The organism is Microtetraspora malaysiensis (genome assembly GCF_050947145.1).
GTDB classification, from domain to species: Bacteria; Actinomycetota; Actinomycetes; order Streptosporangiales; family Streptosporangiaceae; genus Microtetraspora_A; species Microtetraspora_A malaysiensis.
Map to the genome: position 1 here is coordinate 8,450,715 of NZ_CP191998.1, position 13,255 is coordinate 8,463,969.

Below are 13,255 nucleotides of genomic sequence, written 5' to 3' on the forward strand. Positions count from 1 at the left end.
TCTCTGACCCTACTAGTTCAGGCCTCGCGTGGCTCGTCCTCGAGGCGTGGGGAGAACGCGCCGAAGGGGAGGTCGAGATCCTGGTCGGTGTCCCGGAGGTCGCGCAGGGAGAGCTGGGTGAGTGGGATCAGGCAGCCGGCCTCGGCCGGCCAGGCGATCAGCCACAGCCAGTTGCCGAGCGCCTCTCCGACGTAGACGGCGCGATCCGGGGGGACGCCCTTGAGACACCAGAGCGCGCCCGGATGCCCATGTATCTCGATCTTGGCGTTCACGGGGCCGGCGTCGAACTCCGATCCCGGGTCGGGGCCGTCCAGACCGGCGTACGCGGCGCCGAGGCCGACGCCGAGCTCCTCGGTGATGATCAGCAGGTCCGCCGGACCGTGCGTGAGCGACGGTCCGGAGACGGCGACGACGGTGGCTCGGGCTCCGGTGCGCTCGTCGCCCACCTCGGCGAAGCCGGTCACCAGCCAGCCGGCGGGCAGCGGCCACGGCAGCCAGACGGGGACCACGGCCGCCTGCCTCAGGGCGTCGAGGACCGCCTGGGAGGGGCGGTGCGGCGGCTGGTAGGGGAGGACATCCCCGTGCGCGTCGCAGCGCCAGGAGCTGTTCCAGACGCTCGGCGGGTGCAGCGGCCCGAAACACCGCGGACAGGAAGGCGCGGTTCTCACAGTTACCCACGCTGCTTCCGGCGAACCACGGGCGTCAAGAACCTCCTGGTTATCCGGTCGTAATGTTCTGTATGTGGTGAGGTGCGTGGGTGCCATCGTCCGTGATCCGGTCGGACGCCTGTTGCTGGTCCGGCGTGGGCATCCGCCCGGCGAGGGACTGTGGTCGCTTCCCGGCGGCCGGGTCGAGCCCGGCGAGAGCGACGCCGAGGCCGTACGACGTGAGCTGCGCGAGGAGACCGGCCTCGACGGCGCGGTGGGCGTGCTGGCCGGGACCGTGCTGCGCGCGGGGCCGGCGGGCGTGACCTACGAGATCCACGACTACCTGGTGACCGCCGCCGACGGCCGCCTCACCCCGGGTGACGACGCCGCCGACGCCCGGTGGTGCACCCCGGCGGAGCTGGTACGGCTGCCGCTGACCGACGGCCTGGTGGACGCCCTCGTCGCGTGGAAGGTCATCGATCCGCCGGCGTGAGCCTGCTCCGCCAGACCGTGAGGTGATCCTGGGAGTAGGTGACCGAGCGGCCGGCGGCCACGACGGCGTCCCCGGAGACCGCGACCGAACCGAGCCACTGCGCGCCGTCGCCGCCGAGTCCGCCCTCGGAGAGCGTGTGACGGGTCCAGTCGAGGCCGTCGCCGGAGGTCCAGACCGTGCTGTCCTCCTCGCCCGCCCGGCCGTGCGCGCCGACCGCGACCACGCCCTGCTTCGCCGCGGCGAGGTCGAGCACCGCGGCCGGCTCCTCCGCGGGCAACCACGCGTACTCCCAGTGGGCGCCGTCGTCGGACGACACCGCGGCGAAGGGGCGGCCGCCGTCCGCGAGGCCGACCGCGATCACCTCGTCGCCGCGCGCCACCACGTGGCGCAGGCCCGCTGAGTGGCTCTCGTCGGGGAGCACCCGGCCCTTGGCGGTCCAATTGATGCCGTCCGAGGACACCCACACGACGCCGGTCTCCCTGTCGGCGGTCCCCGAGCCACCCACGGCCATGAACCCGGACCGTGTGGCGGTGACGTCGGCGATGCGCGCCCCCGCGCCCCCGGTCGGCATGGCGCCCTGCGGCGCGCGGGTGAACCGCTTGAGATCGGGACTGAACCACAGCGCGGGCAACACGCCCGTCGCGCCCCGGTCCTCGCCCGTGACCACGTAGCCCTTCGGCCCGGCGGCGACCGCGTTCGGCGCCAGGAGGAAGTGCCCGGAGGGCACCTCGACGTCCGGGCCGGGCTTCCACGTCCTGCCGTCGGCCGAGGTGACCAGGAGGGGCCGGGTGACCGCCGGGTCGGAGGTCGTGGTGCCGACCGCCAGCCACCCCTTCCGCCCGTGGGCGACCGCGCTCAGCGCCTGGCGCCCCGGGCCGCCGAGCACGCCGGGATCGCCGACGCTCTTCCAGTCCGCGCCGCCGTCGCCGCTGGTCCAGATGCCGGCGTCGCCGCCTCCCGAGCCCACCGCGACGAACAGGCCGCCCGCCCCGGCCAGGCCGGTCGTCTCTCTGGCCTGCCTGGTCAGCCCGGCGATCCGCTCGGGGGGAACAGCCTTCGCCTTCTTGCCCTCGCGCGCCGTCATCAGCACGGGCAGGTTCTCCACGTCGCCGGGGCCGCGCTTGTCGCCGCCCGCGACGAGCACGCCCGCGTCGGTGATGGCGAGCCCGCGCAGCGTTCCGGGGATCTCGCCGAGGTCGGCGCTCTTGGTCCACGCGCGCCCGTCCGCGCTCGTGTAGAGGGCGTACCGCTCCCAGGCCTGCTCGGTCACCGCCGCGATCCCCGCCGCGGAGGAGGCGAGGCCGCGTACGCCCGCTCCCTCGGGGCCGAGTTTCCCGATGGTGCCGCAGCGATCCCATTTGGCGCCGTCCGGGGAGCAGAAGACCGGCACCTCGCCGGCCGCGGAACGCTGCCGCGTCGGGACCAGCACGAACCCCTTGTCCGTCGCGGCCAGCGCGCCCGGCTCCGGCCGTACGTCCGCCAGGGCGACGGCCGTACGGAGCCAGGACCTGCCGCCGTCGGACGAGCGTAGGACGACCGACGAGAAGCCCTGCCCCGGATCGGCCAGGGCGACGACGTGGTCGCCCCGCGCGGCCACGGCGCGCATGCCCCGCACCTTGTCGGGGGCGCCGATCTGGCCGCTGTCCACCCGGGTCCACCCCTGCCCGTCGGGCGACACCCAGACGACCGGCCCGGCGGTGCCGTCCCGGAGGGTGGCGGTGCCCACGGCCACGAACCCGCTCGCGGTCCTGGCCAGGTCGGTGATCCTGTCCTGGCTCCAGAAGGCGGTCAGCCAGGTGGGGTCCACCGCCGTCCAGGTCACGCCGTCGGAGGAGACCCACATGCCGCGTGCCCCCGGTCCGGCGGCCCCGGGCGCGTCGGTGCCCGCGGCCAGCCAGCGTCCGCCGCCGCCCACGACCCGCCCTACGGCTCCGCCGACGGTGCCGTAGCCGGACAGCCCGGCGACCCGGCCCAGCTCCCACTTCTCCCCGCCGTCCGTGGAGACGAGGAACAGCGGTTTCGGCACCGAACCGCTGATGTCGCTGCCCACGGCCACCACCGTCGAACCCGCCGACGTGACCGCGTTGAGCACCTGGCTGGAGCCGTTGCCCGGCACCCCGGGCGCGGGGAACGCGTCGTCACCCGACCGGCCGTCCCCCGACGCGAGGAGCAGCCCGGACGTGGGAGGGCCCGACACCCAGCGGGCGACCCCGAACGCGGCCGCGAGCAGCACGGCGAGCGCCAGCGCCGGGGCGAGGTATCTGCGGAGGCGGAAGGGGCGTTTGGGCTCGCTGCGCCTCCGGTGATGGTGGTGACGGCCGCCGCCCGGCCGGGGCGGGCCGCCCGACGCCGCGGGCGCGTCGGGGCGGGCCGGACGCCCTCCCGGCGGGGTGCCGATCCGGCGCAGCGGCTCCGGCGCCTCGATCCCGGGCTGCTCAGGCTGGTGAAGGCGCTCCGGCTGATCGGGCTGCTCCGGTTGATCGGGCGGCTCCGGCTGCATGGGCCGTGCAGGCTGCTCCGTCTGCTCCGGTTGCGGCTGCGCGGGCCGGTCGCGTACCGGCTCGGTCGCCTGGGGGCGGGCAGGGCGCCCGGAGGCGACGAGCTTGTCCGGGCGATCGACCAGCCGCCGACGGCCCGGAGGCGCGGGCTCAGAGTGCCCCGGTTGGTCCGGCCGGTCAGGTTGCATGGGCCGGTCACGCTGCTCCGCCCGCTCCTGCTGGTCATGGTGCACCGGCTGCGCGGGCCGGTCAGGTTGCGCGGGCTGGGCGGGCCGGTCGCGTACCGGCTCGGCCGGCTGGGGGCGGGCGGAGCGCCCGGAGGCGACGAGCTTGTCCGGGCGATCGACCAGCCGCCGGGGGCCCGGAGGCGCGGGCTCGTCGGAGTACGGGCGACGGCCGGCGCGGCGCTGGGGAGGCGGCTCATCGGGCACGGGGGCGGCGAAAGGAGGAAGCTGCCACGGCGACGGGCCCCGGGAGGGATCCCCTGCCGGGCCTTCCTGGGCAGGCGGGATCGCCGGGGGCGGCGCCGGGTGTTCCTCATCGCGTGAAGGGGGGTCCGAGTCCACGCTCCGTGCCTCCACTAGAACGGCGAAGCGGACGCGAGCATGTTGATACCCGGTCTCCGGCTGGCGATCACCTCTAAAGACCAACACGCCAAGGCCGCGCTGAGAATACCTCTCTAGTGAGATTTATCGAGAGAGAGTCTGAATTGCCCGCCTTTGGGCAATTATCAGCACCGCAACGGTGAAAACAGCGAACTGGACGATCGTCCCGATGATGGTCTGCCAGGGCACGGCCCCCTGTTCCAGCGCGTTCCGCAGCCCGCCGGCGGCCGCGGTCATCCCGAACGCGAACACGTTGTTGACCGCGTGCAGCGCGATCGGCGCCTCCAGACCGCCGGTGCGGACGGCGACCCATCCCATGAGCAGGCCGAACCCGAAGACGTACGCGATGCCCCAGTCGGTGTAGCCGTGCAGCGACGCGAAAGCGGCCGCGCCGACGACGATGCCCGGCAGCGGATTGCGCAGGTACGCCCCGAACGCCTGGAGGATCCACCCGCGGAACACGTACTCCTCGGCCGCCGCCTGGAACGGCACGAGCACCACGATGACGATCAGCGGGGCGAGGAAGCGGTCCCAGCCCACCCAGGTGAACCCGGTGGACACGCCCGTCGCCAGGAACGTGAGCTGCTGCGCGACCTCGCCGAGGATCACCGCGACCAGCGCGATCGGTACGCACAGGAGCAGCCACCGCCAGCGCAGCCGCCCGGCGACCGAGGAGACCGTGCCCGGACGCCGCCGCTGCACCAGCCAGGCCGCCCCGAACACCAGCGGGATCGCCAGGGCGAGCAGCGCGAGGTTGAACCCGAGCGTCATCAGCGGATCGGCGAAGATCTGGGTGCCGCTCATCACCATCGGCACGCCGGAGAGGAGCGAGACCAGCACCGCGACCAGCCCGAACGCGAGCGACACCACGAGATATCCGGCGACGATGGCGAGCGTGCCGACGACCGGCCGCCACCAGCGGTGCAGCGCCGTACGGGCCAGCCGGTCATACCGGGTGCCCGAAGGCGGGGGCGCGGTCCACGGTTGCGGGGCGGGCGGAGGCTGCCACTGGTACGGCCCGCCCGGAGGCGGCCACCCCGGCCCCCCGGGAGGGGGCCACTGCCGGCCTTCAGGAGGGGGCCCGGGCTGGTTCCACGGCTGCGGCGGGGTGCCGTGCGGCGGACGCCCCTCCCCACCCGGCGAGGTGCCGTGCGGCGGGTACCCCTCGCCGGACGGGCCTCCAGGCAGGTTTCCTCCCCCGGCCGGGTTCCAGGGCGGGGGCGGGGTCCCGTGCGGGCCTCCGGGCGGGTCGTCCCCTGCGGCCGGGTTCCACTGCGGCTCGGTCATCACCCCATTGTCGGCCGCTCGAAGCTCCGTTCCCTCGCCAGCCCCGCCGCGCGGCCCTTGGCGGCCACCACGAGCGCCATCTTGCGCGACGCCTCGTCGATCATCTCGTTGCCGAGCATGGCCGCGCCGCGGCGCTCCACCGTCGTGTAGTACTCGTACGCGTCGAGGATCAGCTCGGCGTGCTCGTAGTCCTCCTGGGACGGCGAGAACACCTCGTTTCCCGCCTCCACCTGCGAGGGGTGCAGCACCCACTTGCCGTCGAAGCCGAGCGCCGCCGCCCTGCGGGCCACACGGCGGAAGCCGTCCACGTCCTTGATCTGCAGGTACGGCCCGTCGATGGCCTGCAGGTCGTTGGCCCTGGCCGCCATCAGGATCCGCATCAGGATGTAGTGGTAGGCGTCGCCCTCGCCGTACCCGGGCGGCTGCTCGCCGACGACCAGCGTCTTCATCCCGATGGACGCCATGAAATCAGCGGGCCCGAACACCAGGGTCTCCAGGCGGTCGGACGAGGCGGCGATGGCGTCCACGTTGACGAGGCCGCGCGCGCTCTCGATCTGCGCCTCGATGCCGATCCTCCGGGTCAGCCCGAGCGCCTTCTCGATCTGGGTGAGCAGCATGTCGAGCCACACGACGTGCGAGGCGTCCTCGACCTTGGGCAGCAGGAGGCAGTCGAGGCGGTCGCCCGCGCCTTCGACGACGTCGACCACGTCGCGGTAGGCCCACTGCGTGGTCACGTCGTTGATCCGGACGACGATCGTCTTCCCGGACCAGTCGCCGTCGCGGAGCGCGGCGACGACGTTTTCGCGCGCCTGCTCCTTGGCCGCCGGAGCCACCGCGTCCTCCAGGTCGAGGAAGACCTCGTCGGCGGCCAGCCCCTGGGCCTTCTCGATGAAACGGGGATTGCTGCCGGGCACGGCCAGGCACGATCGTCGAGCACGCATGGCCCAAACGCTAGCGGGACCCTGTCCGATCGCTACAAAGGAGGTGCCGCGTTCTTGGCGCGGGCAATGTACGTCCATGGGCATGTCTTTCGCGAAGAATGGCGCCATCCACGAGCGTTGAGGGAGTACGAAGTGTCCGAAATTGCCCCCGGGGTGCGCCCCGCCGTCCTGTCCGATCTCATCCCCGGCGCCCGGGTCCGCGACGCCGCCCTCGTCGCCGGCGGCGCCGCGTTGACCGGGCTCGCCGCCCAGCTCGCGTTCCCCGTCCCGGGCTCGCCCGTCCCGGTCACCGGCCAGACCTTCGCCGTCGTGCTCGTCGGCGCCGCGCTCGGCTTCAACCGGGCGGCGCTCAGCATGCTCCTGTACGTCCTGGCCGGCATCGCGGGCGTGCCGTGGTTCACCGGCGGCGCCAGCGGCCCGGGTGGGGCGACCTTCGGCTACCTGATCGGGTTCATCGTCGCCGCGGCCCTCGTCGGCAGGCTGGCCGAGCGCGGCGGCGACCGCACCCCGGCGCGTACGGCCGGCACGATGCTTTTCGGCAACCTCGTGATCTACGCCTTCGGAGTGCCGGTGCTGATGACGGTCACCGGCATGGGCCTGGGCGCGGCGCTCGCCGCCGGCGTGGTGCCGTTCCTGGTCGGCGACGCCCTGAAGATCGCCGTCGCGGCCGGTCTGCTGCCCGCCACCTGGCGCCTCACCCGGCGCTCCGGCCGATGAGCGCCCCTCTGATCGAGGAGGGCGCGAAGAAGTCCGGCGTGCTGTGGGTGACCCTGCCCGCCGGACCGCGCCTGGCCTGGCACGTGTGGCAGTCCGGGGCGATCTACGTCGTGACCGGCGGCGGCGAGCAGGAGCTGCCCGGCCTGGCGGAGGCGTCCGAGGTGGAGGTGACCCTCCGCAGCAAGGACAACGGCGCCGAGCTGGTCCGGTTCACGGCCTCGGTCGAGACGGTGGACCAGGCGGCCTCCCCCGACGTGGTGGCCGTCCTCGCCAAGGAGCGGCTGAACGCCGCCGACGCGGCGACGCTCCCGGCCCGGTGGGCCGCCGGGTCGGTCATCCTGCGACTGACGCCTCGGGCGTGAGCTGTACGGCGGGGCCGGGCTCGGGGCGGGCGGCGGCCGACTGGGCGAGCAGAGCGCCCGCGAGGACGACGCCGCCGCCGATGATCTGGGCTCCGCCGAGCCGCTCGCCGAGCAGGAACCAGGCGATGACGGCGCCCGCGATGACCTCCAGGGTGGCCACGGTGGCGCCGATCGCGGCCGAGAGCCGGCGCACCGCGATCACGCCCGTCACGTACGCGACGATCGTGGCCACCAGCACCAGCCAGAGGGCGGCGCCCAGCACGGGCAGGGTGTGGCCGTCCACGGTCGCGGTGCGGCCGAACGCGGTCCAGTCGATGTTCCAGGGGCGGGCGAGCGGCAGGAGCACCACGGCCGCGCCGGCCATGCCCCAGGCGATCAGCCCGAGCGGGTCCAGGTCATCATCCGAAAAGGCATCGTTCATCAGGAAGTATCCGGCGGAGCAGGCGGCGGCCACGAGCCCCACCGCCAGCCCGAGCGTGTCCAGCCGGATGCCGTCCCACACCTCCACCACCACGGCCAGCCCGGCCACCGCGATCACGGCACCCACGTAGGCCGACCGGCCGAGCCGCAGCCGGCGGACGAACCGCGCCCAGACCACGACCAGCACCGGCGAGAGATACTCGAGGAGCAGGGCGATCCCGACCGGCAGCCGGGTGATCACGAAGAAGAACAGGCCCTGGACGGCGGCCACCGCGACCAGCGCGTACGCGCCGACGAACAGCAGCCGGTCACGCGGGATGCGCAGGGCCCGCGGCCGTACGATCGCGAGAGCGGCGATCAACAGCAGCCCGGCCCCGCCCATGCGCACCCAGACCGCTTCGAGCGGGGACATCCCGGCGGCGCCCAGGAACCGCGCCATGGGCCCGGAGAATCCGAAACAGCACGCGGACGCCACCGCGATCGCCAGGCTCGCCGCCCTCATGGCCACCACCTCATGTAACTACCATTAGCCCCTTTTGATCCTGTCATACCAGGCTGTCCCGCGCATCCCGGCGTAATCTGACCAGGTGGACCGCATCTTCGTGGCCCGGTTGGCCGGGCTCGCGGTGTTCGACCCGGCCGGCGACCAGATCGGCCGAATCCGGGATGTCGTGGTCGCGATGCGCGGCCCGCTCCCGCCGCGCGTCCACGGCTTCGTCGTCGAGATCCAGCCGCGCCGCCGCGTCTTCCTGCCGACCACCCGCGTCACCAGCGTCGAGCCGCGCGCCGTCGTCTTCACCGGCAAGATCAACATGCGCCGGTTCGAGCAGCGCGACTCCGAGACGCTGGTCATCGGCGAGATGCTCGACCTGAAGGTGCGTCACCAGGGCGAGGAGGTCACCGTACTCGACCTCGCGATCGAGCGGGCCCGTCCGGCCGAGTGGGTGCTCAGCAAGGTCGCCGTACGGCGCGGCACCAAACGCAGGGGCGAGACCCTGATCGTGGGCTGGAACGAGGTCACCGGCTTCGACGTGGTCCAGAAGGACCAGGGCGCGGCCAATCTGCTCGCCGCCTTCGACGCGATGCGCTCGGCCGACCTCGCCAACGTGCTCCACGAGCTGCCGCGCAAGCGGATGGCCGAGGTGGCCGCCGCCCTCGACGACGACCGGCTCGCCGACGTGCTCGAAGAGCTGCCCGAACGCGACCAGGTCGCCGTACTGAGCCAGCTCAACGCCGAGCGCGCCGCCGACGTGCTGGAGGCGATGAGCCCGGACGACGCGGCCGACCTGCTCCAGGAGCTGCCCGCGGACGAGGCCGAGGCCCTGCTGGGCCTGATGATCCCCGAGGAGGCCGCGCCCGTACGGCGGCTGCTGACCTACGACGAGGACACCGCCGGCGGCATGATGACGACCGAGGCGGTGATCCTCCCGCCCAACGCCACGGTGGCCGAGGCACTCGCGCACATCCGCCAGCAAGAGCAGACCCCGGCGGTCGCCGCCCAGGTCTACGTCGCCCGCCCGCCGACCGAGACACCGACCGGCCGGTTCCTCGGCGTGGCCCATTTCCAACGGCTCCTGCGAGAGCCTCCGTCCACCATGCTCGCCGGCGTGATAGACAACACCGTCGACCCGATCAGGCCCGACCTCCCCCTTCCGGGCGTGGCGTCCTACCTGGCGACGTACAACCTCGTCGCGACCCCCGTGGTGGACGAGCACGGGCGGCTGCTCGGAGCGGTGACGGTGGACGACGTCCTGGACCACATGCTGCCGGACGACTGGCGGGAGAGACATGACTGAGCGGCTCGACCAGCCGCGGGACGTGACCATGCGGTTGCGTCCGCACTACGACCCGGAGGCGTTCGGGCGGCTCTCCGAACAGATCGCCCGCTTTCTCGGAACCGCCCGCTTCCTCGTCTACATGACGGTGTTCGTCGGCGTCTGGGTGGTGTGGAACGTCCTGGCGCCGTTCAAGTTCGACCCCTACCCGTACATCTTCCTGACGCTCATGCTCTCCCTCCAGGCGTCGTACGCGGCCCCGCTGATCCTGCTCGCGCAGAACCGGCAGAGCGACCGCGACCGCGTGCAGTACGAGCAGGACCGGCTGGCGGCCGACCGCACCCAGGCCGAGATCGAGTACCTCACACGGGAGATCGCCGCGCTGCGGATCGCCATCGGCGAGATGGCGACCAGGGACTACATCCGCTCGGAGCTCCAGCGCGTCCAGGAGGAGCTGAGCGGTGGGGGTCAGTGACACCAGCCACACCACCGCCCCCTCCCGGCACGTACGGCACGGCCGCAGGTCCCATGAGCGCTCCCTGCGTTCGGAGGACCGGGCCCGACTCCATAGCATGGATCCATGGCACCGACCCCAGAATTGGTGACGGCCGCACTGGCGACGGTCAACGACCCGGAGATCCGCCGGCCGATCACCGAGCTCGACATGGTCAAGAGCATCGATATCTCCCCCGACGGGGTGGTGCGCGTCGGCGTGTTCCTCACCGTCGCCGGCTGCCCCCTGAAGGACACCATCACGCGGGACATCACCAACGCCGTCTCCACGATCGACGGCGTGACGCGCGTCCACGTGGACATGGACGTCATGAGCGCCGAGCAGCGCAAGGCCCTGCAGACCAAGCTGCGAGGCGACCGGGCCCCGGAGAAGGAGATCCCGTTCGCCAAGCCGGGGTCGCTGACGCGCGTGTTCGCCGTCGCGAGCGGCAAGGGCGGCGTGGGCAAGTCGTCCGTGACCGTGAACCTCGCCGCCGCCATGGCCAACTCCGGGCTCAAGGTCGGCGTCGTGGACGCCGACATCTACGGCCACTCCGTGCCGCGCATGCTCGGCGTGGACCAGCGGCCCACCAAGGTCGAAGACATGATCATGCCGCCGGTGGCGCATGACATCAAGGTCATCTCGGTCGGCATGTTCAAGCCCGAGGGCAACACGCCGGTCGTGTGGCGCGGCCCCATGCTCGACCGCGCGCTGCACCAGTTCCTCGCCGACGTCTTCTGGGGCGACCTCGACGTCCTGCTCATGGACCTGCCCCCGGGCACCGGCGACATCGCCATCTCCGTGGCGCAGCGGATGCCGTCCGCCGAGATCCTCGTCGTGACGACCCCGCAGCAGGCCGCGGCCGAGGTGGCCGAGCGCGCCGGTTCCATCGCCGCGCAGACCCACCAGCAGATCGCCGGTGTCATCGAGAACATGGCATGGCTGCCCTGCCCGCACTGCGACGAGCGCATCCCGGTGTTCGGCGAGGGCGGCGGCCAGACCGTGGCCGACGGGCTGACCCGGATCCTGGGCTCGCGGGTGCCGCTGCTCGGCCAGGTCCCGCTCGACATGCGGCTGCGTGAGGGCGGCGACGAGGGCAAGCCGCTGGTGCTGACCGACCCGGACGCTCCGGCCGCCGCCGAGCTGCGCCGGATCGCGGCAGGGCTGAGCAAGAAGTCCACCAGCCTCAAGGGCCTCAAGCTGGACATCTCGCCCAGCGGTCGCTGACCTCTCCGTCCCTGAGCCCGCTCACGCCGTGAGCGGGCTCACGCGTATCCGGCCCGCGAAACCAGTCGGAGGCTCAGGTCGCTTCCGTGTCGTACGGCGGGATCTCGCCGAAGCCGAGCTCGCCGCCGGGCGGCGCGGCCGCGGCCACCGCCGGAACCGACTCCGCGGCGGACGACGCGTTCCAGTCGTTCTCGACGTCGTCCAGCAGGTGCTTGCGGACGAACGCCTTGGGATTGAGGTCCGCGGGATCGAAGTTCTTGAACTCCGGGCCGAGGTTGGCCTCCAAATCCGCCTTGGCGTTGTTGGCCATATGGCGGAGCTGCCGGAGCGTACGGCCGGCCTGCTGGGCCGCCTGCGGCAGCTTCTCCGGGCCGAACACCAGCAGTCCGATCACCACGAGTGCCAGGAGCTCTGGCCAACCCAGTCCGAACACAGGTGATCTCCTCTTCCAGGAACAGCTGGTTTCAGACTAATAGCACCTGACTGCTATTACGACGGGTGCGCCGTGGGGGCCGGAGCGGCGGTGACGGTGACCTTCGCCGTCTTCTCGTCGCCGTCGTGCCGGAACTTGAGCTTCACCTGGTCGCCGGGGGCCTTGTTGCGGATCATCACGATGAGCTCGCGGCTGTCGTCGACCGGCTGCCCGTCGATCTCCAGGATGATGTCGCCCGGCTTGAGGCCCGCCTTGTCCGCCGGCCCGCCGGGCGTGACCGCGGGCTCGCCGCCGCTCGTCCCGGCGGCGATCCGTACGCCCGGGCCCTGGTATTGCGTGTCGACGGTGATGCCGATCCGCGAGGTGCGCGCGCTGCCCGTGGTGATGAGCTCCTGCGCGACCCGCCGGACGTGGTTGATCGGGATCGCGAAGCCCAGGCCGATGCTGCCGGTCTGCTGGCCGAGGGCCGCGCCGCTGCCCAGCGTGGCGATGGCCGAGTTCACCCCGATCACCTGCCCGGACGCGTTGACGAGCGGCCCGCCGGAGTTGCCGGGATTGATCGCGGCGTCGGTCTGGATCGCGTTGATCAGCGCGAAGTCGGAACCGGTCTCCCCTCCCGCCTCCACAGGGCGGTTGAGCGAGCTGACGATGCCGGTGGTGACGGTTCCGCTGAGGCCGAGCGGCGAGCCGATGGCGATCACCGGGTCGCCCACGACCACGCTGTCGGAGTTGCCCAGGGTGATCTCCGGCGCCCCGAAGGTGTGCTCCGGCTTGACCACGGCGATGTCGGAGTTCGGGTCGCGGCCGACGATCTTCGCGGTGGTCGACTTGCGGTTGTTGAACCGGATCCGGATCTCTCCGGTCTGCGCGGCCACCGCGACGACGTGGTTGTTCGTCACGATGTAGCCGCCCTTGATGACGAAGCCGGAGCCCGTCCCGGCCTCCTGGTTGCCCTTGACCTCCAGCGAGACCACGCTCGGCAGCACCCGGGCCGCGACCCCGGCGACGGAGTCGGGCGGTCGTGTGGTGGCGCCGGAGGGCACCGCGCTCAGCCGGTACGACGGGTCGGTGCCGGACGGCGGCCGCGTCAGCAGGTAGGTGCCGGCGCTCCCCGCGGCGCCCGCGACGAGGGCGACGACCAGGGCGAGGGCGAGGGAGAACCGCGCCGGCGGAGCCGTACGGACGGGAGGGGGCGGGAACGGCGGAGGGAACGGCGGCGGGAACGGCGGCGGAGGACCCCATCCGGGCCCCAGCCCGGCCGCCCGCTCTGGGGCGGGAAGGAAGTCAGGCCGCCCCTGCCGGCCGAACGCCCCGGAATCGAACCCGCCCGTGTCGTCGGTCATGCGCGCGGTCCCTC

General features: G+C 72.7%; 14 protein-coding genes. 7 read left to right on the top strand and 7 right to left on the bottom strand.

Translation table 11 applies throughout. The features are described from left to right. Positions 1-17 precede the first annotated feature (17 nt). Positions 18-668, bottom strand: coding sequence for a DUF6758 family protein (locus ACQP1V_RS39415; protein ID WP_433416121.1), 651 nt, complete (start codon positions 666-668; stop codon positions 18-20). Positions 669-753: 85 nt separating this feature from the next. Between ACQP1V_RS39415 and ACQP1V_RS39420 the strand changes: the two genes are divergently transcribed. Continuing rightward, on the top strand, positions 754-1,140 hold the full coding sequence (locus ACQP1V_RS39420) for an NUDIX hydrolase (protein WP_433416124.1): 387 nt from the start codon (positions 754-756) through the stop codon (positions 1,138-1,140). On the opposite strand, the gene ACQP1V_RS39425 is transcribed toward ACQP1V_RS39420, so the two are convergent. Next, positions 1,121-3,640, bottom strand: a complete 2,520-nt coding sequence (locus ACQP1V_RS39425) for a hypothetical protein (RefSeq protein WP_433416127.1) — start codon at positions 3,638-3,640, stop codon at positions 1,121-1,123. The two genes, ACQP1V_RS39420 and ACQP1V_RS39425, sit on opposite strands and share 20 nt — an antisense overlap. On the opposite strand from ACQP1V_RS39425, the gene ACQP1V_RS39430 reads away from it, so the two are divergent. Beyond that, complete coding sequence (locus tag ACQP1V_RS39430) at positions 3,584-4,186, top strand: hypothetical protein (RefSeq protein WP_433416129.1); 603 nt, start codon at positions 3,584-3,586, stop codon at positions 4,184-4,186. The genes ACQP1V_RS39425 and ACQP1V_RS39430 overlap by 57 nt on opposite strands. 141 nt (positions 4,187-4,327) lie before the next feature. On the opposite strand, the gene ACQP1V_RS39435 is transcribed toward ACQP1V_RS39430, so the two are convergent. Together ACQP1V_RS39435 and ACQP1V_RS39440 are read right to left on the bottom strand one after the other, a co-directional pair. Next, positions 4,328-5,530 (bottom strand): CPBP family glutamic-type intramembrane protease, encoded by a 1,203-nt coding sequence (locus ACQP1V_RS39435; protein WP_433416132.1) that lies wholly within the window; start codon positions 5,528-5,530, stop codon positions 4,328-4,330. Next, positions 5,530-6,471, bottom strand: a complete 942-nt coding sequence (locus ACQP1V_RS39440) for an HpcH/HpaI aldolase/citrate lyase family protein (RefSeq protein ID WP_433416134.1) — start codon at positions 6,469-6,471, stop codon at positions 5,530-5,532. Before ACQP1V_RS39440 ends, ACQP1V_RS39435 begins: the two co-directional genes overlap by 1 nt. Positions 6,472-6,603: 132 nt before the next feature. Between ACQP1V_RS39440 and ACQP1V_RS39445 the strand changes: the two genes are divergently transcribed. Both ACQP1V_RS39445 and ACQP1V_RS39450 read left to right on the top strand, forming a co-directional pair. Next, complete coding sequence (locus tag ACQP1V_RS39445) at positions 6,604-7,188, top strand: biotin transporter BioY (RefSeq protein ID WP_433416136.1); 585 nt, start codon at positions 6,604-6,606, stop codon at positions 7,186-7,188. Continuing rightward, positions 7,185-7,550 (top strand): hypothetical protein, encoded by a 366-nt coding sequence (locus ACQP1V_RS39450; RefSeq protein ID WP_067142128.1) that lies wholly within the window; start codon positions 7,185-7,187, stop codon positions 7,548-7,550. Before ACQP1V_RS39445 ends, ACQP1V_RS39450 begins: the two co-directional genes overlap by 4 nt. Here ACQP1V_RS39450 and ACQP1V_RS39455 read toward each other — a convergent pair. Further along, positions 7,522-8,472 (bottom strand): EamA family transporter, encoded by a 951-nt coding sequence (locus tag ACQP1V_RS39455; protein ID WP_433416139.1) that lies wholly within the window; start codon positions 8,470-8,472, stop codon positions 7,522-7,524. The genes ACQP1V_RS39450 and ACQP1V_RS39455 overlap by 29 nt on opposite strands. Before the next feature lie 85 nt (positions 8,473-8,557). On the opposite strand from ACQP1V_RS39455, the gene ACQP1V_RS39460 reads away from it, so the two are divergent. From ACQP1V_RS39460 to ACQP1V_RS39470, 3 genes are all read left to right on the top strand, one after another. Then, complete coding sequence (locus tag ACQP1V_RS39460; protein WP_387409268.1) at positions 8,558-9,766, top strand: magnesium transporter MgtE N-terminal domain-containing protein; 1,209 nt, start codon at positions 8,558-8,560, stop codon at positions 9,764-9,766. Beyond that, positions 9,759-10,220: a DUF1003 domain-containing protein gene (locus ACQP1V_RS39465; protein WP_387409267.1), complete on the top strand. Its 462-nt coding sequence runs from the start codon at positions 9,759-9,761 to the stop codon at positions 10,218-10,220. The genes ACQP1V_RS39460 and ACQP1V_RS39465 overlap by 8 nt, the downstream gene beginning before the upstream one ends. Positions 10,221-10,325: 105 nt before the next feature. Next, the gene (locus ACQP1V_RS39470; protein WP_067142140.1) at positions 10,326-11,465 is read left to right on the top strand and encodes an Mrp/NBP35 family ATP-binding protein; all 1,140 of its coding nucleotides are present in this window, start codon (positions 10,326-10,328) and stop codon (positions 11,463-11,465) included. 73 nt (positions 11,466-11,538) lie between these two features. Here ACQP1V_RS39470 and ACQP1V_RS39475 read toward each other — a convergent pair whose 3' ends face one another. Further along, complete coding sequence (locus tag ACQP1V_RS39475; protein ID WP_067142143.1) at positions 11,539-11,898, bottom strand: sec-independent translocase; 360 nt, start codon at positions 11,896-11,898, stop codon at positions 11,539-11,541. A gap of 56 nt (positions 11,899-11,954) precedes the next feature. Next, positions 11,955-13,241: a S1C family serine protease gene (locus ACQP1V_RS39480; protein WP_433416144.1), complete on the bottom strand. Its 1,287-nt coding sequence runs from the start codon at positions 13,239-13,241 to the stop codon at positions 11,955-11,957. Positions 13,242-13,255 lie beyond the last annotated feature (14 nt).

Bases quoted from the DNA above. Each gene is read 5' to 3' on its own strand.
- ACQP1V_RS39450 (WP_067142128.1), top strand. From the start codon at position 7,185: ATGAGCGCCCCTCTGATCGAGGAGGGCGCGAAGAAGTCCGGCGTGCTG.
- ACQP1V_RS39455 (WP_433416139.1), bottom strand. From the start codon at position 8,472: ATGAGGGCGGCGAGCCTGGCGATCGCGGTGGCGTCCGCGTGCTGTTTC.
- ACQP1V_RS39425 (WP_433416127.1), bottom strand. From the start codon at position 3,640: ATGCAGCCGGAGCCGCCCGATCAACCGGAGCAGCCCGATCAGCCGGAG.
- ACQP1V_RS39440 (WP_433416134.1), bottom strand. From the start codon at position 6,471: ATGCGTGCTCGACGATCGTGCCTGGCCGTGCCCGGCAGCAATCCCCGT.
- ACQP1V_RS39480 (WP_433416144.1), bottom strand. From the start codon at position 13,241: ATGACCGACGACACGGGCGGGTTCGATTCCGGGGCGTTCGGCCGGCAG.
- ACQP1V_RS39465 (WP_387409267.1), top strand. From the start codon at position 9,759: ATGACTGAGCGGCTCGACCAGCCGCGGGACGTGACCATGCGGTTGCGT.
- ACQP1V_RS39470 (WP_067142140.1), top strand. From the start codon at position 10,326: ATGGCACCGACCCCAGAATTGGTGACGGCCGCACTGGCGACGGTCAAC.
- ACQP1V_RS39435 (WP_433416132.1), bottom strand. From the start codon at position 5,530: ATGACCGAGCCGCAGTGGAACCCGGCCGCAGGGGACGACCCGCCCGGA.